Source organism: Rhizobium atlanticum (genome assembly GCF_030182485.1).
Taxonomy (GTDB): Bacteria; Pseudomonadota; Alphaproteobacteria; order Rhizobiales; family Rhizobiaceae; genus Rhizobium.
Genome location: NZ_JAQJCJ010000026.1, coordinates 16,983 through 41,861, shown reverse-complemented (window position 1 = coordinate 41,861; position 24,879 = coordinate 16,983). Strand labels below are relative to the sequence as shown.

The window sequence follows — 24,879 nt, the reverse complement described above, 5'->3', positions numbered from 1 at the left end:
CGGCGAAGTGCTCAGCTTTCCGACAGGAGCGCTTTGGAGCTCGTCCCTATCTTCGTGTAGGCCGGGAAGAATGCGATGCTGAAGATATCGCGGTGCCGACCTTCGGCGGGAACACCTGCGCGATGCGGCGTTGAACCCGTCGAGAAAAGGAAGCAGTCACCACGTTTCCCCGTCAATTTGGCGGTCTTAACACCAACATCCATATTCGTGCGCTTCAGCACCGACGGCATCAAGTTATGCTCATCGGGTTCCACTACGTACTCGAAGGGACCATCATCCTCAGTCGTGTCATGCAGCAAAACGAACAGCTGAATATTTCTGAAATCAACGACTTTGTCGTAGTGCCAGTATTGGCTGAAAAGCTCATTTCCCTTGAACTCAGGCGGAATCGACATGTTGCGCCAAATCAAACCATCATTGATTAGATAGTCGTCGCCAAGGTACATCCGGATTACGGAATCGTACTTGCGGATCGCGTCCTTGATGCCCGCCGGCAGCTCTTTCCACTGAAGATTGTAGTATTTGCTGTAGTATTTTCCGTCTGGCGCCTTCGCACCGCGATCCTTGGCGCGAGGCACCTCAAAAACGAAACTCTCGTCCAGCTGAACATGACCCGGTATCGCGAGCGTGAAAAACCGCTTCGAGAATACTTTTCTCGCATGCGCGAAGCGATGCGACAACTCAAGAATACGGGACCTGATACCGACCAGTTGCGACTTCAGCGCAGGCATTGTGATTCCACCAGCTTCGTTCGAGACATTGTAGATTTACACGGTATACTTTTCAGGGCTACCGCTCTTCGTTGTACTTGGCAAAATAACACAGGTCCTGTGGCGTACCGTCCAGCAGTTCTTGTCGCGGGCGAACGCACTCCAACGTCATGCCTGAGCGCTCTAGCAATCGCATCATCGACCGGTTCGAGCGCATGGTTCCTGCTGTCACTTTGCGAAGCCCTGCTTGAAAGTGAAACCAATCGACAGCCGTATTCCATGCATCTTGACCGTAACCCTGCCCCCAAACATCGCGGCATCCAATCATTATCCCGATATCCACGGTCCCGTGATATTCGGCAACGTAGGCTGTCATGGTACCTATCGGCCTATTGTCTTCCAGGCGGCACACCGACCAGAACCCGTTTGAACTGCCAGCAAAGCTTGCCAGATAAGATCTGCAACTTTCCTCGGTGTGATGAATGAAGCGCTGGTTGCTGTACCGCGTCACCTCTGGGTCATTGAGCCATGAAATATACTCGGCAGTTATGTCCGAGCTTTGGAATACGCGCAAACCGACTAGCTTGCCTCGTAAATCGCTAAATCCGACACTTGGCATGGAATGTTCCACTCTCGCAGACGTCAGCGCAACGTGTCCAGATTAGCCCAAACCTTCTGAAACACGGCTACAACCCTGTCGACTTCCTGAGCGGTCAAGCGGTGCAGGCACATCTCGAAACCGAGGAAAGAGACATCATGAAGGTGTTCGGCAACTGGGCAGATACCCTTGGCGTAACTTACGTCGCGCTTGCAGATATCCGAGGTCCACGGGAAACCGGAATTTCCGAAGGCGATTTTCTTCTGGTACATCGGCAGCAAGTGTACGTTCGCATACCCTGCCGCCAAACCTTCGAGGCCTTCGGCTTCCAATGCCTCGACAATCCGCGCGCGCGAAACGCCGAGCGCCTCGATATCAAGCACCATGGGATAGACATAATAAACGTGCGTCGAGCCATCACGGACGACTGGCGTGCGTAAACCCTTTAGGCCGGAGAGGCCCGCTGTGAGTCGATCTGCCGCGACCTGACGGCTCTCCACGAAGCCAGCGAGCTTCTTCAGCTGCTCGATACCAATCGCACATTCGATCTCACCGAGCCGGAAATTGAACCCAACCATGTTGACGAGGTCGTTCGTTCCTCTTCCACCAACCACGCCCTCGGCATGATTCCGGATAAGACGCATCTTTTCGGCGAGCGTGTCGTCATTCGTGACGAGAATGCCGCCCTCGCCGGTATGGATGTGCTTGTGGTAGTTCAGGCTATAACCACCGACATCCGACAGCGTCCCTGCATAGGCGCCATTGTAGAGCGCGCCCGGAGCCTGCGCCGTATCGCAGATAACTTTCAGGTTATGTCGGCGCGCAATATCCATCAGGGCTTCCATGTCGCAAGACTGCCCGAAGATATCGACTGCCATGATCGCCTTCGTATAAGGCGTTATGTTCGCCTCGATCGAGGCGGGATCGAGAGAAAAAGTCTCCGTCTCGATGTCGGCGAATACAGGTATTGCGTTCCACTGAAGAATAGCGGTCGCGCTGGCGCACATCGTCCAAGGCGAGACGATGACCTCATCGCCCGGCTCGATGCCGATAGCGCCGACAGCTGCAATGAGCCCGGACGTCCAGGAGTTCACTGTGACGGCATGTCTGACGTTGAAGTAGGCTTCACATTGGCGTTCAAATTCTTGGACTTTTGGGCCGCCGTAGAAGTCCGGCTCCCAGCCTCCAATGAACTTGGATAGAACGCCGCTTGCAACGACCGCGCTTGCTGCCGTGACTTCCTCTTCGCCCATAGAATTGTAGCGCTCAAGGGGCGCGTCTATGACCTTGGATCCGCCGAAAAGTGCCAGTCTTTCCATATCAGATTTCATTCCTGTAGCGTCCGGCTATCGCCGCAACGACCCGCAACGTCGCCAATGCCTCGCGGCCACTGCATAGTTCAGAAGGCTCGTCGGCAAGAAAATGCGAGAGCTGTTCGTACACATGCCATTGGTACCTGTCCATATCATTGTGGATGTTCTCCACCTCTGCTGAAAGCACACTGTAGCCGGTAAAGTTCTCGTCGCAGCTGAGGCCTTGCCACTCGATCAGACTGCCGCCGTTACGGTAGGCCAACCGGCCAGACTGGCTGAGGAGCTCCCCCCCATAGAACGAGAAGGCTTCTTCCCAGGCGGCTTGAACGACCACGGATCCGTGGTCGAACACAATGCGAACATCCGGTTCAGGATCGGAGCCCGCCCAGTGGCGTCCCTCGTCGAGAACCGCATGTTCCTTAATCGCACCCAGCCAATACTGCAGCAAGTTGATGAAATGCGAGCCGTTGTTGAACAGGCCTTTCGAGTACCAGAAGGAGCCTTTCAGCGGCGCGGCGATCTCGCCTGCCTCGATGCGACGGCGAACTTCGATCGTTCCGGGTTCCGATCGCCTGATGAAATTGACGAAGAGAGGCACGCCCGCCTCTTCGCAACGGCGCACCAACTCAGCGCCTTCAGCTTCCGAAAGAGCGAGCGGCTTCTCGCAGATGATGATCTCGGGGGTGTTGACCGCGAGCACCTGCTCCACGTGGCGCAAGTGCAACTCGGCGGGTGTCGCGATCACGACGATCTCCGGTCGTAGGCGACGCATTGCGAGCCCGATACTCTCAAAGGCCTCTACGCCATATCTTACCTGAAAGCGTTGGCGTTGTGATTCAACCGGATCCACTCCGCCAACGAGTTCAAACGACGGATGCAGCGCGATCGCCCGCGCATGTGTGTAAATCCCGCCGTCAGGTCTGGAGTCGATATCATAGCCCGCCCCAATCTGGCCCAGTCCGACAATGAGGCAGCGCTTGGCTTTAACCACGGGCAGCGGTCTCCAGGATCGCGAGGTGTTCGATGCCCGCATGAGGCAACTGGCATGTTCGCCCGCCTGGAGGAATGGACGAAACCACGCGCTTCCCGGCAAGCAACCCGACAATCAGCGCCATCGACTCACATCCCACGACGATGTCGGCACCAAGCGTCTCCTCCAACAGCGTCCCGTCACCGCCAAAAGAAATCGGCCGTTGAGTGGCTTCCTTCGCCCAGGCATATTTTTCTGCCTTCTCTGAAGGGTGTGGGCGGATAAGAATGTGTCGCCCATGGTTGTCCAGAAGGCTTGCGTTATCCAGGAAGAAGCGAAGAGCATCGTGCTCGGTGTAGCCGAAATATCTGGCATCACCATAAGCCTGTTCAGCATGGTCGGCGATGGGCTCGCAAACATAGAGGATAGCGCCAGAACCAGCTTGTGACTGCTGCGGCGCGGCAGCAGTTGCGATCTGGTCACGGAGATCGAGGAGGTACGGATTATCTTCCAACTCGATAGGGTGGTCGGGGAAGGTCGCCTTGGCTATGCGCAGCGCATCGATGTCGCCGACCCGTATTTCGTCCGGCAGGATCAACTTCCCATTTTCTTCAAAACGCTGGCGATAATTCACCCAGTGATCGAGGAAGGTCACGGTCTTCTTGCCAGCCGCGCGTCCGGCACGTATCGCTTCGCGCTCGAGCCCAGACTGCCAGCCTGAGCCGCAGAGCAGCCAGTCGGCTGCCGCGACAGCTTCACGCAGCGTGACCGACAGAAGCTCTGGGCATTTGCGCCGAAAAATGGAAACAGCGGGGCCATCGGCAACCAGAATGCATGGCTCCGGGCTGCGCAACGCCCAGCTGCTCAGTATCTCGGCTCCGCCTGCATCGTGGGAGACCAGTGCGACGGTCACGTATTCCCCTTCCGGACAACATCCCTGTTGAGGTCGAGAAGATCGGGATTCGCACGCAGATAACGGACCGCATCGCGGCAGGAGAACAACGGGTTGGATGCGTCGAAGTGCTCGATGACCTTCTTCAGCAGGACGTAATCGCTTTTTTCGTCCAGCGTCAGACCAAGCTCCGGCCACGTCTGCTCTGGCGGGGCGACAAGATGGATCTGCGAGAAGATCTCCGGATTGTCGCGAATGTGCAGAGTGACATGCTCGTGGTCGAGTGCCGAATCCGTCATCGTTGCCGATTTGATCAATGTATCGAGCGCGAAGACTTGCACATCCATGCCGTCCGGATAGCTTCGAATGACCGCGTTGCTAACATAATCCGCCTGGTGTGCCTTGAACGTGCGAATAGCCTGCTCGATGATTTCGGGATCTATGACCGGGCAGTCGCCGGTAATCTCGACGATGACATCGGCATCTGCTGACCGAGCCGCCTCGATGACACGCAGCATCACGTCGTCCTCCGATCCACGGAACGCCTTGATCCCCAGTTCAGCGGCAAGATCGACTAGCGGTTGGTCAGCCGCGTTCAAGGTCGTCGCAAGCACGATGTCGTCTATCGAGGGAACAGCCTTCAGGCGGCGCACAAGATGCTCCAGCATAGGCCGTCCCGCCGCGTCCAGAAGCGGCTTGCCCGGCAGCCTGCTCGAAGTCATGCGGGCTTCAATTGTCGAAACGATCTTCATGTCTGCCTTTCGGTCGACGCCAGAAAACTCGGCGCGCTGCTTGCTCTATTCGACAACATCCCAGGAGACGGGCGTCGCAAAAACGACGTCCACCTTGAGCCTGCGACCGACAAGGCTGTCCAGGTGCTTGGGCGCAAGCCCGTAACCGGGACGAACACTCCGGATACTGTCCTCGGTGATCGTTTCGCCTGCGCGCATGTCCCTGACAAAATAGAGTGAACGGCGAAACTGCACATTGCCCTGTTCGCTGGACTTACGGCCATAATCCACGTTGCCGATTGCTTGCCAGGCAGTGCGCGCTCCGTCGCACAGCGCCTTCATATCGACCGGCTCGAGAGAGAAACTGTCATCGGGGCCGCCGCCGTTGCGGTCTAGCGTGAAGTGCTTCTCGATGATGGACGCGCCAAGCACGACGCTTGCGATCGCGGTCGTATTGTCGAGTGTGTGATCCGAGAGACCGGTGATCACGCCAAAGCGCGATATCATGTCGGGGATGGTTCGAAGATTGTAATCTTCAGGCGGGGCGGGATATCCCGAAACGCAGTGCAGAATGGCAAGTTCCCGGCAGCCACCCGACCTCGCCGCCTCTATCGCCTCTTCAATTTCCTCATCGTCCGCCATCCCCGTCGAGATAATCATCGGCTTACCCGTCGATGCAGCATAGCGGATCAGCGCATGATCGATCGCCTCAAAGGAAGCGATCTTGTAGGCTGGTGCATTCAGGTCTTCCAGGAGGTCGATTGCGGTCTTGTCAAAGGGCGACGAAAAGATGGTGATTCCGACCTTTTTCGCATGGTCGAAAAGCGGCTTGTGCCATTCCCAAGGCATATGAGCTTCTTCGTATAGCTCATAAAGCGTCCGGCCATCCCAAAGTCCGCCGTGGATCTTAAAGGCGTCGGCATTGCTATCAAGGGTGATCGTGTCCGGACGATAGGTCTGGATCTTTACGGCATCCGCGCCCGCCTTTTTGGCCTCCTCAACGATCCGCATGGCAACATCGAGCCGGCCGTTGTGATTGGCCGAGAGCTCAGCAATGACGAAGGGGGAGAAGCCGTTTCCAATTCCACGGCCCGCAATTTCGATATTAGTGTTTGCATTCGTTTTCAGCATAGTCATTCCAGTCTTGCTCAAGCAGGCCATAGTACACAACATCACTATAGCTGCCACCGATCTTGTAGGCTTCGCGGAGCTTCCCCTCCTGCCTGAAGCCAAGCGAGACATGCATCCCGTTCGACGCCTCATTGGACGGCAGAACCTCGGCCCAGACCTTGTGTAGACCAAGCTGGCCGAAAGCGTAATCCAGTGCAGCCTTGCCCAGTAGGCGGCCTGTTCCGCGTGCGGCAGCCGGCGCTTTGTAAAAGCCCCAGGTCGCGGTTCGATTTGCAGGATCTATCCTGAAATTGACGAAACCTGATGGTTCGCCTCCGCGCTCGAAAATCAACAGTCGCCGATCCGCGCTGATTGCAGCTTTATCGAACCAAGCTCGATGTTCGTCCGGATCAATGACATCCTGCGTGAGCATCGACATTCTGATTGCATTGTCATTGCGCCATTCGAGCAGCAGATCAAGATCCGCCTCGCCAACACGACGTAACCTTCCAACCAACATGGTGGCTTCGACCTGTGCCAGTGCCCGTGCCACGCGCTGGGCGCCGAGACCATCGATGCCTAGATTCTCAATATTGCGCGAGATAGCCTCTCGCCCTCCCGACAGCAATTCCCGAAACGCTTCGTCGAGTTCAACCCTGAGGCCGCCAGGTTTGTCCGAAAAGGCGACAAGTGCACATCCCGCCTCGGCCAAAGCCAGCGCGCCTGGCCTTTGATTCTCGGCCACCACGAGCACAATACTTGGAAGTCCGACGCAGCAGCGCTCCCAGGCCGTTGCCCCCGCGGCACCGATGGCAACATCACACTCCGCCATCAACCCGGCCATGTCGTTGACATCAAACAATACTTCGGTGGGTCTTCTTGCCTTTAGCGCCGCTTCGCGAACATCGTCCGCAAAGCGTGCAAGCGCACCAAGTACGACCGTGATGCGCAGCGTTTCCGGCAACTGCATTTCATCAAGCATGCTCAATAGTCGGCCGGTCAAGTTCTGCGGATCGCCCCCACCGAGCGAAATCAGGAGGCGCGAGAAAGACAGACTTTCCCGTTTACTCAACCGCGCTGCGCGAGCAGCTGCGAACTGTGGGCGCAAAAGTGCAAATTCAGTACCGGCCAATACCCGCGCGCTCGGTGGAACAAGGCCTTCATAGTCGGAGGGCTTGCGCCCCAGATTTTGATCGAGAAGCAGATCGCAATCATGGACGCGGTTAGCGAGATCATCGATGACCATTATGCGCCGTATTCGACTGCGGGCGACCGCCTGCCAATGCCCGTCGAGGCCGTAGTGATCGACAACGACCCAATCGAAGACTTGCCCCGCGACAGCGTCAAGACAATGTCGCGCGTCTTCCTCCTGCATTTCTATCGACCAGATCGCCTCGGTCAGGACATCCGGCACACCAAAGGTGGCCTCAATGACTGTCACGCTGTGACCTGATGCCTCGATCCTGCGCGCTAGGCTCACGGGAATAGATCGGCATACAAATACGCAGTCGATGAATTCTACGGCAAGGGCGTCCGCAAGCGTCAGGCAGCGCATGATATGCCCTGCCCCCATCGTTTCCGAAGCGTCGGCTCGGAATAGGACTTTTCGGCGCTTTACATCACCCTGCGTCACAGCAGACTGCCTTCCACCGTTAGTTGAGCCTCCGGAAGCCTGCATGGCAAACAGGACCGTTCAGAAGGCTCATTATGTCGCGCCCGTCCTCGCATTCTCTGATCGTCGCGAAGATAGGATCGAGAGCTTCGAAGTAACCGTCGATCAATTCTGGTCTGTGTTCGACACAGGCGTAAAAGTTGGTCGACGCAAGGTAGCCCTTTGCCAGCATCTCTTGTGTTACGAAGGTCTTGTAGGCCAAAGCGTTGGGACTGTTGAATGCGTATGTGCTCAACGAAGGCAGGCCCGCCGTCGTGATTGAAACGCCATGCTCCTTCGCAAGCGTCTCCCAACGCATCGTCACCTGGCCCCCAATCGCGGTGATCGTCTCCCACGACCGTTCGCGTTCCATGACCTCGAGCGTCTTGAGCGCTGCGGCAGACCCGACCCGTTCGGTCCAGAAAGTCGAGGAAATGAACGTCGACTGCGCTGCTTCCATAACCTCAGCACGACCAACCGTAGCGGTAACCGCGTAGCCGTTACCCAGAGTCTTGCCGAACACCGCCATATCGGGCTCAACGCCATACTTCTTGTAGAGGCCGCCAAAGGTCTCTCGGAAGCCGGAGGTGCATTCGTCGAAAATAAGAACGATACCCTTGCGCGTCGCCAAATCCCGGACCTTCTGCAGGAAATTGTCCTCAGGCCCCTTGTTGCGCACGACTTCCATCTTGATGACGCCAATGTCATGGACGCTCGTCAATGCTTCCAGCGCTTGAAAATCGTTGTAGTTGAACGGATAAACGGTTCCACGCAAATTGCGCGGAACGCCGCGCGGCTCAAGGCCCGGCAGCAGATGACCCGCGAGGCTCTCGTCCTCGCCGAGGTTGGCCGAAAGATACCAGTCGTGCCAGCCGTGATAGCCGCAAACGGCAACCTTGTCTCGACCGCTCGCGGCACGCGCTATGCGGATTGCGATCGCGTTCGCTTCTCCCCCGGAACGGGCGAAACGCACCATGTCGGCCCACGGGTTGATTTCGATCAGCTTCTCAGCAAGGTAAACTTCTTCCGGACAATTCAGTGTCGACATGTTGCCGTCGCGCACCGTGCTTAGTACTGCCTCGTCTACCTCCGGATGGCCGTATCCAAGTGTATTTGTCCCGACGCCCATGAGGGACATGTCAATGTACTCGTTGCCATCGAGGTCCCAAACCCTGCAACCCTTCGATTTGGAGAAATAGGCCGGCCATTGGTCTGGTAGAAACATCTCCGCGCGCTTCGAGAGCAACATGTTGCCACCGGGAATAACCCGCTTTGCGCGTTGCCAGAGTTTTTGGCCAGTGCCCATCTTCATTCCCTCATTGCGCAGGGTCGCGTTATTTGCAGCGAATAGTTCGGGCCTCTCCTTGCTGAGTTCAAGGATCTGCCGCCACCTAAAATCCGTCTGCGGATGGAAGTGGCGGAAAACCGCGCTCGCCACCTCGAAGTCTTCCGGTGTATCGACGGTCCATCGACTGTCGGAGAAGTCGATATCCCCCGCCTTGTTGACTGTCGTGAACTTGCCGGACTCCCTGATGTACGGGGTCACATGCTCGCGCTCAGAACCTTTCGGCGCATCACGCCATGCCCGCTCAAGCGCCGCAAAGGAAAAGATCTCGATATCAAGTCCGTCGGCATAAGTAGGGGGGGCAACATTCGATAGGTAATCGCTGCCGCTGGCTATGTAAGCTTCAGCACATTCATCGACGAGAGCCGGATCGACGAAAGGGCAATCCCCGGTAATACGGGCTACGTCCGTGGCGCCAACGGCAGCGGCTGCTCGATAGTATCGATCAAGTACGTCGTTCTCACTGCCACGGAACACTGCGAAACCAAGCTCGGAGACGTAGGCGTCTAGCGGATCGTTGCGCGGGTCATCCGACGTCGCAATCACGATTCTATCGATATTCTGCGCGCGGTCGAGCCGTTCAAGAAGCAGTCCGATCATCGGTGTTCCGCCTATTGGCTTCATCACCTTGTTCGGCAGACGTGTCGAGCCCATCCGGGCCTGAACGATAGCGACGAGTTTTCGGGTCAAGTGAGCTTCCATCTGGCCGGATTGATGAGGTCCAAGTCCGCAGTCCGTAAGTCCGGCCAACCGGCATTGACGCCAGGCTTGTTCAGTCCAGCAACGAGCATCGAGAGTTGCCTTTGCGTATCGACGCCAACGACGACGCGGTGAACTTCCGAAAGAGAGCAGGCAAAATCAAGGCTGGCCTTCGTTGCAGCCACCTGTTCAGTATCGAGCCAGTCGTGCCAGCGATCAAAGAGTGCGCTCCACCTCTGGAAGGCAGGAGGAAGTGCATCCCGTTCGAAGAGAAGAAGTCCCTGCAGGAATGCCGAACGCGTATGCAGTTCGATTCCTCTCTCAAAAAGCTGCTTGGCCTTGCCGCTATCGACGATACGTCTGTCCAGCAGGTTCAGCGGCGCCTGGACAAGGCCTATATCCAAACGGTCCGAAACAAGATCGATCTGTCGGGGGTCGTAGATGGAGATACCGATACGAGATACGAGCCCATCCTGCTTGGCTTCCTGGAGTGCAGAAGCAACTGCGTCCCCGTTTCGACCCGCGAGTTCTTCCGGACGGTGCATCAGATAGCCATACACCGAATCCACGCCAAGTCTCGCGAGAGAAGCCTCTATCTGCTTGCGAACCCAGACATCCGGCTTTTCGACCTCAGACGGCATCGGCGGCAGTTTCGTGACAACCTTGAACTCCGCGACACCAGCTCTTCCCAAACTGGCCTCGCTGTGGCCGTAGGCAGCAGCGGTGTCAAGAGTGTCAATCCGGCTTGCCTTCGCCGTTTCAAGAATAGCAACGGCCTCAGTAGCGCTGATCTGACCGGCCGAGTTGGCGATCCCATAGTTGAGCCCGAATTGCGCGGTCCCAAGCGCCAGTTTCATTTGCACATGCCCCGGACGACATCGATGACATGGCTCTGCTCGTCATCGGTCAACGTGGGATACATGGGGATGCTCAACGCATGAGTGAAATAGGCCTCGGCTTCGGGGCAATAGCCGCGTTCGAAGCCCATTATCTGGAAATAGGGCTGCCGGTAAACCGGAATATAATGGAGATTGACGTTGACACCGGCTTGCTGCAGCCCGTCATAGAGTTCGCGCTGCGTTCTGCCTTGATCCCTGACGCGGATGACATAGAGATGATAGCTTGAGTAGATTTCTGGGCTCTGCCAGGGAGTCGTGATCGACAGGCCGGCGAACTCGCGGTCGTAGCGCTCGGCAATCCTATGGCGCTGGCGGATGAAGTCGTCGATCCGCGACATCTGACTGATGCCCAGCGCCGCCTGGATGTCCGTCAGGCGGTAGTTGTAGCCAAGCAGGATCTGCTGGTAGTTCCAGATCTCGCCATCAGGCATCGGCACCATCTGTTCCCGATCGCTCGTGATGCCGTGGCTACGAAAGCGCTGGAGGCGATCGGCGAGCACAGGGTCCTTCGTCAACGCCATGCCGCCCTCGCCCGTCGTGACGATCTTGACGGGATGAAAGCTGAAGACCGTGATGTCGCTGAAGCGGCAGTCGCCGACCGGCGTAAATTTCTCGCCGGCGCCTGTGCGATACCGCGCGCCCACTGCGTGCGACGCATCTTCGATAACCTTGAAACCGTAGCGGTCGGCAAGTGCCTTGATCGCCGCCATGTCGCAGGGCTGGCCGCTCAAGTGTACCGGGACGACGATCTTCGGCAGCTTTCCGAGCTTTTCGGCCTCAGCCAGTTTCTCTGCTAGGCGCTCGACGCTCATGTTATAGGTCTTCGGGTCGATATCGACGAAGTCGACCCCTGCCCCGCAATAGAGCGCGCAATTGGCGCTGGCGACGAACGTCGTTGGCGACGTCCACAGAACATCACCCGGGCCCAACTCCAAGGCCAGACAGGCCACATGCAGCGCAGAGGTCGCGCTGTTCAGTGCCACCGCGAAAGGTGTGCCGCAGTAAGACGCAACAGCCTCTTCGAAACGACCAACCAACGGCCCTTGCGTGAGGAAATCAGATTTCAGGACCTCGATCACGAAATCGATGTCGGCTTGCGATATATCCTGTCGGCCGTACGGTATCATCTTCTTGTCCTGCCAGTCATCGGTCCGGGTTCGCGCGCGAACCAATCAGTTCTTCATAGGTGCCGACGCGCGACACGACTCCATCAACCAGTTCCACGATGAAATCGCAATTGCTCAGCGTCGATAAACGGTGCGCAACCATGAGAATCGTCAATCGATCCCTCAGGCCATTGAGCGCCTCCATAACAGCGCTTTCGGTGTCGTTATCGAGCGCGCTGGTGGCCTCGTCAAGGACGACCACCTTGGCATTCTTGTAGAGAGCCCGCGCTATCCCGATACGCTGCCGCTGCCCTCCGGAGAGCCGTATGCCCCGCTCACCGACGAACGTATCATAGCCCTTCCCCATGGCGGCGATCGTCGCAGAGAGTTGCGCCGCCTCGGCAGCCTGCTTCATGCGCGGTATGTCGATATCTTCGCGCTTGAGACCAAAGGCAATATTCTCGGCAACAGTTGCGTCGGACAAGAAGATCGATTGCGGAACATGCGCAATCAACGACTGCCAGCGCCTGACGTTGTTTTCGTCGATCCGGGTCCCGTCGATCGTAAGGCTGCCGTCCGTCGGAAGCAGTCCCATCACGATATCCAGTAGTGTGCTCTTCCCGCTGCCCGTCGTTCCGATGAACCCGACACGCGCACCCATCGGAATCTCAAGGTCCAAGCCTTTTAGGACCGGCGGCAGGTCGGGGCCGTAGGAGAAAACAACGTTCCGCAGCGCAATCGCTTTCTCGAAAGCCAAAGGTTCGGCCGGCGGAAGCGCGAGGTAAGACGGCAGCGGCTGATCCAGCAAACTCAAAACATCGACCAGAGGAGAACGGCCAGCCTTGAAGAATGCGAGACTGGAATAAATCTGCTGAGAGATCGGAAGGAGGCGCTGTGCACCGAGCGCAAGCGCGCCGAGAATGGGAATTGTCTTCTCGATGCCCTCGCCGGAACCGACAAAAAAATAGGAGATGAGAGCGATGAGCACCATGCCCAATGCCTCGATCATATAGCGGGGCGCGCTGCTGATGATCTGAACATAGGCGGTGGCTCGACGAACCTTGTGATCCGCCAGCCTGTAAACCTCGCAGTACTGTGCCTGCGCGCCATCGATCAACACATCCCGGATACCACCGAGGCCCTCCTGCAGTGCCTTGATGACCTTGTTCGAGCCTTCGTTGATATACTGGCTGTTGCGACCCAGCTCTTCCTTCACAACCATGGTGACGCCGGCATAGGCACCACCGAGGAAGACCAACGATACGATCGCGATGGTCGGCTGGAGATAAGCAATCGTGGCGACAATGGCGACGAGCGTAAAAACAGAACTCACCATCGTCAGAGACGGCAGGATGATGCCGTTCGTCACGCCATTGGCCTTGCTGGAAATGCCGGCAATCACCTCGCTGCTATTGCGGGCAACATGAACCGTGTAGGGCTGGTAGAGCGTCCGCCTGTAGATATCGATGCTGAGATCGGCGCCGATCGCGTGGCTGAGGCGGGTCTGGTACCAGAGAAAGCCGAGCCGAAACAGACCAGCTGCAAGCGCGGTCGAGGCAAAGACGACCGTCAGGAATAGCGCCAGTTGATGACCATCAGTGATGCTGAATGCCTTGATGGCGGGCTGCAAGAACCTGTTCTGGAGCATCGCATCCGGGGACGTGAGTGCGCCGAGGAACGGGATAACCGTCCCGATACTCAGAATTTCAACGAACGCCGAGAAAAAATTCAGGATTAGAAGGATGAAAAGCTGCTGTTTCCTGTGAACGGAAATGTGCCCCCAGAGGCGCAACAACAATTTCAAGAAATCGCGATCCAGCATTGCTACTCCAAGCCGCACGATCTGTCTCGAAAGCGACTTCCGGGGGTATAGTCGCAAGCCACAGCAAATTCCAGCGCCCAAGTGGGCGGCAGCCGAGTTTTATTGATGGGGAGAAAATCCAGCTCGATCAAGCGTCAGGCCTTCGAGGAGATAATGCCCTTGACGACCGACGCCGGCAGGCACTCCTTGACGAACGCGGCAAGGCGCTCACGGGCGATCGCCTTCAGATAGTGAACATCGGTCTTCAGGCCAGGATAGTATCGTCTGGCCTGGTGCCAATGCGCCATCAACACCCCTTTGCGGTTGTTGTCCGATGCGCCGCCCGCCGAAACACGAGACACGATCGTCCCGCATTCGGATACCTTGGCGCCCGAATTGATCAGCTGCAACAGGAAGGCATAATCGGCACCGAGCCCCAGGGTAAGGTCAAACGGATGCTCGCGGAAATACTGGGTCTTGACCATAACGGACTGGTGCTGAACGAACATACCGCGCCAGAAGTCCCCTGGTCGAGCTGGATGTCCTGCGCGTTCCAATCCCCACGAATACCGAACGATCCAGCCGCCATAGATCAGCGTTTCGTCGTCGCGGGCACAGGCACTCAACTCGGCCACGGATTGCTCGGTGGCGAACTCGTCGCCTGAGTTCATGAAAATCAGGTAATCGCCCGTCACCAGCTTCGCGGACTTGTTCATCGCGTCGTAGATGCCGCGGTCTTTCTCCACGACAAGACGATCGATGCGGCTTTTGTATCTATCGATGATATCGAGAGTACCGTCCGTGGAGCCACCGTCGATCACCACATATTCGAGGTTCTCGTAGGTTTGGCCGAGAACACTCAGGATCGTTGCCTCCATGAACTCGCGAGAATTCAGGACGACGGTTACCACAGTGACTTTCGGCTTCGTCGGCGCCGGATCTCCGGCGCCGGTCGGTTTCACCTCGAACGGGGTCAATGCCTCAGTTCCTTTCTGCGATGACCGAGTGGTCTCGACAGCTCAGTGGTGCGCTCCGGAAAAGCCGAGGCCAACTCAATAGTTCCGCCACACCGTACGGTTCACGTAGTCGATATAGCTCATGACTATGCGCGAAACCTGCCGTGCAACGTGCGGAGATTCGTAGTCCGGCACTGGCGTCGGCGTCATTCCCTCGCGACGATGCTGCTCGGTGACCATGGCCACGGCGTCGAGTACGTATTCCGTCTTCAGCCCACACATCACCAGCGTGCCGACATCCATACCTTCCGGACGCTCATGGGCATTGCGCAAGGTCACAGCCGGCAAGCCGAGAAGCGAGGCTTCCTCGGTGATGGTGCCGCTGTCGGAGAGCGTGCAAGAGGCGTTGATCTGCAGGTTGTTGTAATCGAAGAAACCGAAGGGCTTCAGGAAACGGACGCGGTCGTCGATCGGCCTGCTGCCGAGGTCTTCGAGACGCTTGCGCGTACGCGGATGCGTCGAGACGATAACCGGCATGTCATAGGTCTTCGCCAGCGCGTCAAGCGTTGCGACAAGATCGGCGAGCGCCGAAGGAGAATCGACGTTCTCCTCGCGATGAGCGCTGACGAGGAAGTAGCGGCCAGCCTCCAGCCCCATTTCCGAAAGCGCCTTCGAGGCCTTGATCTGCGGCATGAAGTGGTCGAGCACCTCGCGCATGTGCGATCCAGTCTTGATGATCGTCTCCGGACGGATGCCCTCGGCAATCAGGTAACGGCGCGCATGCTCCGTCAGCACCATATTGATGTCCGAGAGGTGATCGATCACCTTGCGGTTAAGCTCCTCGGGCACGCGCTGATCGAAGCAGCGGTTGCCGGCCTCCATGTGGAAGACGGGAATCTTGTGGCGTTTGGCCGGAATGACCGCGAGGCCCGAATTCGTGTCGCCGTAAATGAGGATCGCGTCAGGCTTCTCGGCGATCATCACTTCTTCGGACTTGGCAATGACCTGAGCGATTGTCTGCGAAGCGGTCGCGCCAGCGGCGCCAAGGAAATAGTCCGGCTTCCGGATGCCCAGTTCGTCAAAGAACACCTGGTTCAGTTCGAAATCGTAGTTCTGTCCCGTATGCACGACGACATGGTTGAACTGCCGGTCGAACTCATCGATTACGCGGCACATCTTGATGAGTTCGGGGCGGGTGCCCACGATGGTCATGACTTTACGCATGAAGCTGCTCTCTGATGAAATTCAGTTCGGTCAGCAAGTCCTTGACCTGTCCGACGTTCAGACGCCGCGTGTTATGCGACGTATAGTCATCGAGGTTGGAGACGCGGCTTTCACCCTCGACAAAAAACTTGTTGTAGTTGAGATCGCGGTCGTCCATCGGGACACGGAAATAGTCGCCCATGTCTTCCGCCTTGCCGATTTCCTCGCGAGACAGAAGCGTCTCGTACAGCTTTTCCCCATGCCGCGTGCCGATGACCTTGACGGCGCTTTCGGAACTAAAAAGCTCCTGGAGGGCGGCGGCAAGATCGCCAACGGTCGAGGCAGGAGCCTTCTGTACGAAAATATCGCCATGCCGGCCATGCATGAAGGCGTGAAGCACCAGATCGACCGAGTCCTCGAGCGACATAAGAAAGCGCGTCATGTTCGGGTCGGTCACGGTCAGCTGCTGGCCGGCCTTGATCTGCTGAACGAACAACGGGATGACAGAACCGCGCGACGCCATGACATTGCCATAACGCGTGGCGCAGAGCACCGTCTCACCTTCCCCGAGCAGGCGCGACTTCGCGACCATGAGCTTCTCGGCCATGGCCTTCGAAATGCCCATCGCATTGATCGGATAGACCGCCTTGTCGGTGCTGAGCACAACGACATTCTTCACCCGGTTGGCGATCGCGGCATTCAGCACGTTCTCCGTGCCGTAGACATTCGTGCGCACCGCTTCCATCGGATAGAATTCGCAGGAAGGAACCTGCTTCAGTGCTGCGGCGTGGAAGACGAAATCAACATTCGTCATAGCCTGGTTGACACTGCCTGGATCGCGCACGTCGCCGATGTAGAACTTCAGCTTGGGGTTGTTCAGCGCGATCCGCATGTCTTCCTGCTTCTTCTCGTCGCGACTGAAGATGCGGACCTCGCCGATTTCCGTCGGCAGGATGCGCTGCAGGAGGGCGTTGCCGAAGGAGCCGGTACCGCCGGTTATGAGGACCGTCTTGTCTTTAAACATCCTCTCGGTCTTACCTGTTGTCATGCATAGCCTCGATAAGTTCCGGCCACGCTGGCGCGACGTAGCCGGTCGATTCCCTGAATTTCGTTCCGTCGAGCGACCGATCTATCCGCACACTATCGTCAGGCGCGATCTCGATTGCCTTGCCGTAGGCTTTCGCCACAAGTTTCAGCAGGTCATACTTGCTAATGGGCGAAGACGCCACATGATAAATTCCAAAAAGTCCCGGACGTGGCAGAACGACATCGCGCACAATACGGGACAGAACTACAGTCGGTAGCCCAGTATAGATTGCACCGGTGAAGCCCTTGATCGCTCCCTCCTGCTTGAGGAACCATTCAATCAGCGATTGCGATGTTTCCAGTTCGTGACCGATAAAGGAAGTCCGAAGGGTCAGCGTGTGAGGATATGCTACCTCGCCGATGAACTTTGACTGACCGTAGAGATCGGTCGCGTCGAGTGGATCAGTTTCGGTATAGTTGCCGCGCGCACCATTGAACACACAATCAGTGCTGAAATGGATAAGGCGCGCACCAGAGAGAGCGCAGATGTGCGCCAACCGGTGTGGCAGCATGGCGTTTACTGGGAGGACCAACAACGGATCGTTCGCGAAGGCGAGTTGCTTGACAAGACCGATGCAGTTGATGACCACATCCGGCTTGAGCTCCGCAACCACGCGTGAAATGACATCGAGATTCTCGGCATCTATTCCAGTGCGGATCTTCGAAGCGATGGCCGGCGCGAAATGGCGGGCCAGCGACGGAGCACGCACGGTACCCCAGACATCGAGCCCTTCACCTTCCGAGAGGACCTTCAGCATCATGTGCCCGATCGTACCGCTCGCGCCCAATACCAGAACCCGCGTCATTGACGTTTCCCCACGTGTTTCTCGAATACAGCCTCAAGTTTGTTCAGCAGTAGCTCCCGCTCGAACTCGCCATTAAAATAGTCCAAACCGCTTTCGCCCATCTGACGAAGCTCGTCCGGAGATTTGCGTGACATCGCGAGAACGGCATCCGCGAGCGCACGCGCATTCTCCGCGGGTACGCCGACCCCTGTTCCCGCTTCCTCGACGATCCGGGCGCCCTCTCCATCAAGGGCGGCAATGATCGGCTTGGCGCATGCAAGATAAGACTGGATCTTTGCAGGGATCGTCATCGCGAAGATCGGATCGCAGCTCAACGAGGCGAGCATGACATCTGCCTGCGCAAACCATGAAGGCATGGTGTGGACCGGATGGCGGCCCATGAGATGAACGGCCTCTTGGAGGCCACGTCGCGCCACCTCGTTTTGCACCCATTCGCGCTGTCGCCCATCGCCGACAATGATCCATTTGATTGTCTTCTCGTTGCGGAGAATATCCGCCGCTTCGACGATGGTGTCGAGCGATTGAGCAGCACCCATGTTGCCGGCAAACATCACGCGAAATCCGTCGGGCAGCTCTTGTCCGCTCCACGACGTTCCCCGGGGTACCGGTTTGTAGAATGCCTCGGCGCTGTTTGGAAAATAGACTATGCGTTCGTCAGGAACCTGCATGGTCATAAGCGGTTTGCGGAAGCCTTCCGACTGCGCCAGCACGACCTTGCAGCCCCGGTAGACCCAACGCACGAGCGCCCCTACGGCACCTAGCACCTTTTTATTCTTTACGGCACCCGTGGCGCTCAGGCTCTCGGGCCAGAGATCCTGCACCCAGAAAAAGACAGGCGTCCGCTTGAACCAGGACATCACGCGCGCAGGAACACCCACGGTAATGGGAGAAGGCTCATAGACGAAGATCGCATCGTAGTTCTCTCGGCAACGAAGCAAGCCCACGAGCGATGCCGAGATGGCAAACGAGACATAGTTCAGGAGTAGCCTTACGCCTTTGCTGGCACCTCGCGTCACCAGTGGGGCACGTACCACTTTCACGCCTTCGTAGTTCTCGACGTAGGGGCCGTGCCAGCGATAGCCGGGGGCGAGCTCTCCCTTCGGGTAGTTGGGAAGGCCGGTCAGAACCGTTATCTTATGACCGCGTTCAGACAACCCTCTGACAAGATCGTTAATCCGAAAATCCTCAGGCCAGAAATACTGAGAAATTACAAGTATACGCATGCTCAGTGCTTTTCCTCGCAGACCTGCTTGAGGAAATCGCCTGCGGTGACGCTTACGTTCAAGTCGGGTGGGAGCTTCATAAAGCGGCAAACCGCGCGTGCGATTGACCTTGGCGAGCGGGGGTCGAAGGTTTCAGCTGGCACGACAAGGTCGCGAACATAATCAAGCTCGCTTGCCAATATCGGCATGCCTCTTTCGGCCGCTTCGACGAGCGGCAGGCCGAAGGACTCTCCAAGCGAAGGAAAAATAAGCGCGCCGGAGCTATCGTAGGCCGAGTCGACCTCCGAAGCCGACAGCTGGCCTAGATTAACAATCCTGGTGTGTTTCTGCGAGTTCGTTTTCTCGACCAACGCGAGAAGATTGGCGCTGTCTCTTGTTGAAAGCGTGAGTGAGAGACTAGGAGTAACACCGCCCTCTGAAAGGAGCGACCATGCCTCAATAAGTGTCCGATGGTTTTTGTGCGGCTCCCCTGATGAGATATAGGTGAAATCGTGGAGCTTCTTTCTCGCCGCGTAGTCGGCGAGCACGCTCGCAGGTTGCCTAGAATCGAAACCAGCAACCTCTGCCTTCCTGCCAAATCTTTTTTCGAAAAGAGCAGCCATCGTGTCTGTCTGTACGATTACGCGATCTGCATTGCGAAGGCGTCTGCTGAGCCAGACGCGCTCTGCCGAGAGGCGTATCCTAGCGCCCAGACGGAATCCGCTTAGCGGCATGGCGGCATCAACTAGGTAACGGTTTTGCAGAAACAGCACTGTCGCCGCCTTTAGCCGATATATGGGCGGTAAGTTACCAAACGATAACACTAAGTCACTTTCAGTCGTAATATTTCGGATTTCGCGTTCTGCAGCGAGACGACCAAAAACTGTCGGAGCGAAAGGCCGAGTGATTAAACAGCTCTGCGCTTCTGGATCGACTTTCATGCGTTGATCGCAGATCAATACGACTTCGCGCGACCCAGCACTGGCGCGTAAAATGGCATTCAACAACACGGACCCGCCCCCAGAATGAACATTGGGCGCGTGAATAATGAGCCGTCTGGGAGACTCCGCTTCGCCAAAAGCTAACTCAGGGTCAGAACCCATCCGATAAATCCTTTGCGAAAGCGCAGCCGCCCGAAGCTCCGGGCAAAAGGCCTTTAGCTTCTCAGCTCGCTTATTCCAACCGTTTTCCGCGCCCAAAGTCAAATTTCCGTACGCGCGATGCCATAAGTAATCAGAGATTGGTCGGTTTTGAGGGGCCAGTTGCTAAGTGGCTGACTCGCTCATTTAATGCTTCCTAGGGATTAAACTACTGACAGCCTTTTTCTTGATACTGGAGCACGAACTGATCGTTGCAGCTCTGACAGTCCTCATCTCCTGCGCCATCGTCTACTTCTTCGCGTAGCGCTGATACAGCGGCGAGGTGTGCCACGACGCCTTTTCAAGTCTGGGGGAGACTGGCGTCGTGGCGTGCCAGTTTTGGGGTTGGCTCAGAGGAAATAGGAATTTGCTACGATGGGTCAATACCTGTGCGCGTGAACTCGGATACGATAAAAAGGCCCCGCAGTGCGGAGCCTGGTTGATCAGTAATCGTCATAATAATCCGGTTGCGGATAGCGCCGGAAACCATATGGCGGCGGCGGTGGCGGATAATCATCGTCGTAGTAGTAGCGATCCTGATACCGGGGTTGCCGACGGTCGGCATAGCACTGGCCGTCCTGACCACGGACTCTGCCCGGACCACACGAGCGGCGGCTAGGGTAACATTGGCCGTCGCCCCCACGAACCCGACCAGGGCCGCAGGAATACCACGGTTCCCGACGACCCGGATAACATTGGCCATCGTCGCCGCGATACCTTCCAGGGCCGCAAGAGCCGTTCCTACGCCCTCGCCCCTGCTCCGGGTAACACTGACCATCACCACCGCGGTACCTGCCGGGACCACAAGAATAATCCACCTGCACTACAGACGATATAACGCCAACGGGCCGCTCCGACATCACAGCAAATGCCATGTCTGCAGAAAGGAAAGATATTGCGAGGCTCAACGCCAAAAGAACACTTCTCATGATATACGACCCGAGTTACAGCCGATAGCTCTTTAAGAGCTTGCGTCGACGATAGGCGCGCAAGTCTGAACCGTTTGTGAACGCGGGTTGGGGGCCGGCAGTTGATCCTAGTTGGCGTAGCACTGTCCATCAGGTCCACGGTGACGCCCGGCACCGCAGGATTTGCCGCGCACGGGGTAGCACTGACCATCACCGCCGCGGACTCTGCCGGGGCCACAAGAATACCGGGAGTAGCCGTCGTTCCCGTAGTAGCCGGGGTGACCGGCTTGGCGTCGGCTCGCATAGCATTGGCCATCGCCACCACGCACCCGACCGGGGCCACAGGATTCCATCGACCTGCGGTTATTGTATTGGTTCGGATAGCATTGACCGTCACCTTCTCGATGCCGCCCCGGACCGCAGGACCAATCCACTTGCTGAACCGTGGACGAGAGCCCATTGGGTAACGCGGTCGAAGGCATGGCAGCTGAGACCGTCCCTGCTGAAAGTGAAGCAACCGCTAAGCCGAAAGCTACAAGAATGTTTTTCATGAACTTGCACTCCCGAATTTGCTGATCATGAACGCGTGAAGGGTCAAATAGTTCACCCGGAGAATGAGGAGCGAAAGGCGGAACTTTTCCTGATCGCGTACGTTTTTCCACCGGTCAAGATCCACTTATCTCTCCAGAGATTTGCCACCCCGTCCTTCGCTGGCGGGCCTTTTTTTGAAAGCTCGATCAAGCCCCGGACAAAGGAGCAATCCGCCGTCGCCGTGCTTCCCTTGTCCTGAAGGCGGCAACAGGAGGGCTCGACCTGACGAGCGGTCGGGCCCTCGCTGCGATCCCTACGGTATGCGGCCCTGCCGGAAAGCGGCTATGAACATGGCGCGGATGACCGAGGCGCAAACAGCCAGGCTATCTGCAGGCCGGCCCGATCTGTTGGAAACCGGGGTCGGGTCGGCTGGATACTCGAACCAAAGCTCCACCCTCCCCTTTGAGTCGAGTCGTGCGCGGGAGGACGCCATAGCAAAGCCGCTTATATCAGAACACCTTCGCTAGGATCGCCAGCAGCAAATATAGTGAGTATCAGGATTAGTGACCCTGGTTGCAACATGGCAATCACACCTGTCTGTCTTGGAATCGTAGACTCGCTTTTCCCTCAATATGTCAAAATCCGACTGCTTGGTTGCCATGTGCGTGACGGTCTACCCGGTGATGATGATCATCAGCATATTCCTAAATCCGCCTTATTCCGCAGTAGGCGACTGGATATTTCGGTTGCTACCGTTTTTTTCGGCCTGGTTGATTTTGCCGCGTATGCGCCAATCTCCAGATGGCCGCCTCGTGCCGCTCTTTATCCTCGGCGCAGGCCTCGGCATGATCGCTACTTTTCTCTACAGTCTGCGGCAGATTATGTTTCTGATGGAGAGGGCGGAGGCTGGGACTTCAAGCGCTGCACTCCTTGGCATCATAGGCCTGCTTTTCGGCGGTATTTCGCTTCTGAACGTTCAATCGCCGAAGAAAGTGGAGCAAAGAATTGCGATCCTCGGGTATGCCGCCGGTCTGGCATGTGTGCTGCTTTCCGAAACGCGCTCGGCGTGGCTCGCCATTCCCGTTCATCTCGTCATCCTTTTCTGGTATCTTCGCACAGACAGTTTCCATCTGAGTTTGCGCAGCCTCGCCATTACGGGCGCTCTACTATTCGCCGGACTAATCGCCCTGGGCAGCGGCCCAATCCTCAATCGCATGCAGGCGCTGCAGGAAAATATCGCATCACTCGAACGCAGCGAAGATCCGGTCACATCGCTCAGCGCACGGCTCGCCCTATACAAGGGCGCACTGGCAGCAATCAGTAAGAACCCGGTAACTGGTTACGGCCCGCAAAACCGGATGGCTGCGGTCTTGACAAAGATCCCCGAAGGAACAAGGCCGCAGTTGACCTATTCGCACGCCCATAACGGCTTTCTAACTGCAGGAATTGACGCCGGCATTTTCGGCATTGCAGCGCTTTCACTACTGCTGCTATAGCCTGTGATAGCCGCTTGGAAAAAGGAACCCGGCCCCGGCCGGGGTCTGTCCATGGCGATCGCTCTGCTACTCGTCAGCAGCTACATTATTACCGGCAGCTTCGGCATCATGTTCAACCAAAAAGCACTGGACCCGATCTTCGCCTATCTTGTCGCCCTTATCTGCGCGGATCGGGGCAGCACACGCTTTGCGCCCGTGGTCGGAAATTGACATCTTGTCTTTCAGCCTAATTGAGGCAAAGGTTGAGCGGTGGGTAGGCGACTTCAAGTTCGTGACACTTTGAAGCCGCTAGCCCTGCTCAAGATTCGACGGCCACCCTCCCCCGCACCCCGTCCGCCATCCCCGTCATTCGGTTCGCCGCAGCATGCCCGATCAGCATAAAGGCATGCGTCGCATTCGACCAGTAGACGACATTCATTCCCTTGCGGTTTTCAAGGTCCGGCGCCTTCGGCCCCGCGTCGGATTTCACGATGCAGAGCGCCATCGGCCCAGTCTCGGGATCGAGATAGGCGATCTGGGCGAGCGGCTTGCCGTCATATTGCAGCAGCAGGGCGCGTTTGAAATCGACCCCTGTGAGCGAAACGGCTTCCGGAGAGAGCGACAGGCCAAGCTTCTCGTCAAGACTGGCGAGCTGGGCGGCCTGGTCCTGCCTGCCGGGCACGGGGCCTGCAAGCGTTTCGGCGGTATAGAGCGAGATATAATCGGCGACCACGGCGCGCCATTCGCTGTTTTCGTCCTTTGCCGAAAAACCACTGCCGATGCCGATGACGGCGCGGTCAATGGCGATGCCGGCCACAAGCGAGGCGGCGAGCGCACCCAGGAAGCGGCGGCGCGTGGCAGCGGGCGCAGAGGCGGACCTCGCGCCGTCATGCGCAGGAATGGCGGCGAGCATCGCCTCCAGTTTTTCGCGCGGGGCTTCGGTGAGCAGCGGAGCAAAAGCCGGCTCGAACGGCAGGCTGGCGCGGGCCAGGAAATCCAATCGTTTGGCGACGCTCTCATCTTCCTTGACGATGGCTTCGATGCGGGCTCTCTCTTCCGTCGTCAGCTCGCCGTCGATGAAGGCTGTGAGATCCTCGTCGGAGGGAATGGTGTGTTTCGTGCTCATGGGCGTCCCCCTGCCGGTCCGGCGCCGGAGAGCCTGGCGCGGGCGGCCGCCAGCCGGCTCATCACGGTCCCGATCGGAATATCCAATATGCCTGCAACCTCGCGATAGGATAGTCCTTCTACGTAGGCGAGGAAAACCGCCGTGCGTTGCGCCTCGGGCAACGCATTTACCTGCTTCAGCACCTGCCCCGCCATCACATGCGTTTCAGTCTCGTGCGCGCCGTCGAAGGTCAGCGCCTCGCCGGCGTCGACGAAACCCTGGCCCTGGCGCACCCGGCGCGAGCGGATCTCGTTCAGCCAGATCGAATGCAGGATCGAAAACAGCCAGCGGTCGAGCCGGGTGCCGGGAACGAACTGGCCGGCGCGCTCGAGCGCGCGAAGGCAGGTCGCCTGCGCCAGATCGTCGGCGACATCACGCTGATGCGAGAGAACGAGACCATAACGCCAGAGCCTGGCCAGGTTTTCCGTCAGACCGCTCCTGATATCCGCTTCGCTCGCGATGACCGCCTCCGCCAATCCTGCATCCCTTGGAACCGCCTGATGAACAGGCGATTCCATTCTCGCGCGACTATAGGCAGGAATTGTAGCGTGCGCGACCGACATTCGGATATCCTTTCCCGGCT

The 24,879-nt window shown here is 57.5% G+C and carries 21 protein-coding genes and 1 pseudogene; 1 reads left to right on the top strand and 21 read right to left on the bottom strand.

The features are described from left to right. Positions 1 to 11 precede the first annotated feature (11 nt). From PH551_RS28490 to PH551_RS33070, 19 genes are all read right to left on the bottom strand, one after another. On the bottom strand, positions 12 to 731 hold the full coding sequence (locus PH551_RS28490) for a phytanoyl-CoA dioxygenase family protein (RefSeq protein WP_285196006.1): 720 nt from the start codon (positions 729 to 731) through the stop codon (positions 12 to 14). A 58-nt stretch (positions 732 to 789) separates the two neighbouring features. Next, positions 790 to 1,329, bottom strand: a complete 540-nt coding sequence (locus PH551_RS28485; RefSeq protein ID WP_130681241.1) for a GNAT family N-acetyltransferase — start codon at positions 1,327 to 1,329, stop codon at positions 790 to 792. A 23-nt stretch (positions 1,330 to 1,352) separates the two neighbouring features. Then, the gene (locus PH551_RS28480) at positions 1,353 to 2,639 is read right to left on the bottom strand and encodes a DegT/DnrJ/EryC1/StrS family aminotransferase (protein ID WP_285195999.1); all 1,287 of its coding nucleotides are present in this window, start codon (positions 2,637 to 2,639) and stop codon (positions 1,353 to 1,355) included. Continuing rightward, on the bottom strand, positions 2,629 to 3,612 hold the full coding sequence (locus PH551_RS28475; protein WP_285195998.1) for a Gfo/Idh/MocA family protein: 984 nt from the start codon (positions 3,610 to 3,612) through the stop codon (positions 2,629 to 2,631). The genes PH551_RS28480 and PH551_RS28475 overlap by 11 nt, the downstream gene beginning before the upstream one ends. Beyond that, entirely contained in the window at positions 3,605 to 4,504 is a 900-nt protein-coding gene (locus PH551_RS28470; RefSeq protein WP_285195995.1) for a glycosyltransferase family protein, read from the bottom strand. The genes PH551_RS28475 and PH551_RS28470 overlap by 8 nt, the downstream gene beginning before the upstream one ends. After that, positions 4,501 to 5,235 carry a cytidylyltransferase domain-containing protein gene (locus PH551_RS28465; RefSeq protein WP_285195993.1) on the bottom strand — a complete coding sequence of 245 codons (735 nt, stop codon included), beginning with the start codon at positions 5,233 to 5,235 and terminating at the stop codon, positions 4,501 to 4,503. Before PH551_RS28465 ends, PH551_RS28470 begins: the two co-directional genes overlap by 4 nt. A 45-nt stretch (positions 5,236 to 5,280) precedes the next feature. After that, positions 5,281 to 6,345 (bottom strand): pseudaminic acid synthase, encoded by a 1,065-nt coding sequence (gene pseI / locus PH551_RS28460; protein ID WP_285195991.1) that lies wholly within the window; start codon positions 6,343 to 6,345, stop codon positions 5,281 to 5,283. Beyond that, positions 6,320 to 8,002, bottom strand: coding sequence for a UDP-2,4-diacetamido-2,4,6-trideoxy-beta-L-altropyranose hydrolase (gene pseG / locus PH551_RS28455; RefSeq protein ID WP_285195989.1), 1,683 nt, complete (start codon positions 8,000 to 8,002; stop codon positions 6,320 to 6,322). The genes pseI and pseG overlap by 26 nt, the downstream gene beginning before the upstream one ends. Beyond that, entirely contained in the window at positions 7,977 to 10,010 is a 2,034-nt protein-coding gene (locus tag PH551_RS28450) for an aminotransferase class III-fold pyridoxal phosphate-dependent enzyme (RefSeq protein WP_285195988.1), read from the bottom strand. Before PH551_RS28450 ends, pseG begins: the two co-directional genes overlap by 26 nt. After that, positions 10,007 to 10,876, bottom strand: coding sequence for an aldo/keto reductase (locus tag PH551_RS28445; protein WP_285195987.1), 870 nt, complete (start codon positions 10,874 to 10,876; stop codon positions 10,007 to 10,009). Before PH551_RS28445 ends, PH551_RS28450 begins: the two co-directional genes overlap by 4 nt. Next, a complete protein-coding gene (gene pseC, locus PH551_RS28440) occupies positions 10,873 to 12,045 on the bottom strand; it encodes a UDP-4-amino-4,6-dideoxy-N-acetyl-beta-L-altrosamine transaminase (protein ID WP_285195985.1) in 1,173 nt (390 codons plus the stop codon). The genes PH551_RS28445 and pseC overlap by 4 nt, the downstream gene beginning before the upstream one ends. A 16-nt stretch (positions 12,046 to 12,061) precedes the next feature. Then, complete coding sequence (locus tag PH551_RS28435) at positions 12,062 to 13,846, bottom strand: ABC transporter ATP-binding protein (protein ID WP_285195983.1); 1,785 nt, start codon at positions 13,844 to 13,846, stop codon at positions 12,062 to 12,064. 134 nt (positions 13,847 to 13,980) lie between these two features. Then, positions 13,981 to 14,736, bottom strand: coding sequence for a glycosyltransferase family 2 protein (locus tag PH551_RS28430; protein WP_285196031.1), 756 nt, complete (start codon positions 14,734 to 14,736; stop codon positions 13,981 to 13,983). Positions 14,737 to 14,877: 141 nt separating this feature from the next. After that, the gene (wecB, locus tag PH551_RS28425; RefSeq protein WP_285195981.1) at positions 14,878 to 16,005 is read right to left on the bottom strand and encodes a non-hydrolyzing UDP-N-acetylglucosamine 2-epimerase; all 1,128 of its coding nucleotides are present in this window, start codon (positions 16,003 to 16,005) and stop codon (positions 14,878 to 14,880) included. Then, on the bottom strand, positions 15,998 to 17,008 hold the full coding sequence (locus PH551_RS28420) for a polysaccharide biosynthesis protein (protein ID WP_285196030.1): 1,011 nt from the start codon (positions 17,006 to 17,008) through the stop codon (positions 15,998 to 16,000). Before PH551_RS28420 ends, wecB begins: the two co-directional genes overlap by 8 nt. 10 nt (positions 17,009 to 17,018) lie before the next feature. Further along, positions 17,019 to 17,876 (bottom strand): dTDP-4-dehydrorhamnose reductase family protein, encoded by an 858-nt coding sequence (locus PH551_RS28415; protein WP_285195979.1) that lies wholly within the window; start codon positions 17,874 to 17,876, stop codon positions 17,019 to 17,021. Next, complete coding sequence (locus PH551_RS28410) at positions 17,873 to 19,099, bottom strand: glycosyltransferase family 4 protein (protein WP_285195977.1); 1,227 nt, start codon at positions 19,097 to 19,099, stop codon at positions 17,873 to 17,875. The genes PH551_RS28415 and PH551_RS28410 overlap by 4 nt, the downstream gene beginning before the upstream one ends. A gap of 2 nt (positions 19,100 to 19,101) precedes the next feature. Continuing rightward, on the bottom strand, positions 19,102 to 20,181 hold the full coding sequence (locus PH551_RS28405; RefSeq protein ID WP_285195975.1) for a glycosyltransferase: 1,080 nt from the start codon (positions 20,179 to 20,181) through the stop codon (positions 19,102 to 19,104). 1,072 nt (positions 20,182 to 21,253) lie between these two features. Beyond that, on the bottom strand, positions 21,254 to 21,607 hold the full coding sequence (locus tag PH551_RS33070) for a GCG_CRPN prefix-to-repeats domain-containing protein (protein ID WP_483315449.1): 354 nt from the start codon (positions 21,605 to 21,607) through the stop codon (positions 21,254 to 21,256). 672 nt (positions 21,608 to 22,279) lie between these two features. Here PH551_RS33070 and PH551_RS28400 point away from each other — a divergent pair. Continuing rightward, a pseudogene (locus PH551_RS28400) lies at positions 22,280 to 23,362 on the top strand (O-antigen ligase family protein); the annotation flags it as partial. Positions 23,363 to 23,450: 88 nt separating this feature from the next. Here the strand turns inward: PH551_RS28400 and PH551_RS28395 are convergent. Both PH551_RS28395 and PH551_RS28390 read right to left on the bottom strand, forming a co-directional pair. Continuing rightward, on the bottom strand, positions 23,451 to 24,257 hold the full coding sequence (locus PH551_RS28395) for an anti-sigma factor family protein (protein WP_285195974.1): 807 nt from the start codon (positions 24,255 to 24,257) through the stop codon (positions 23,451 to 23,453). Continuing rightward, positions 24,254 to 24,859, bottom strand: coding sequence for an RNA polymerase sigma factor (locus PH551_RS28390; protein ID WP_285195973.1), 606 nt, complete (start codon positions 24,857 to 24,859; stop codon positions 24,254 to 24,256). Before PH551_RS28390 ends, PH551_RS28395 begins: the two co-directional genes overlap by 4 nt. Positions 24,860 to 24,879 lie beyond the last annotated feature (20 nt).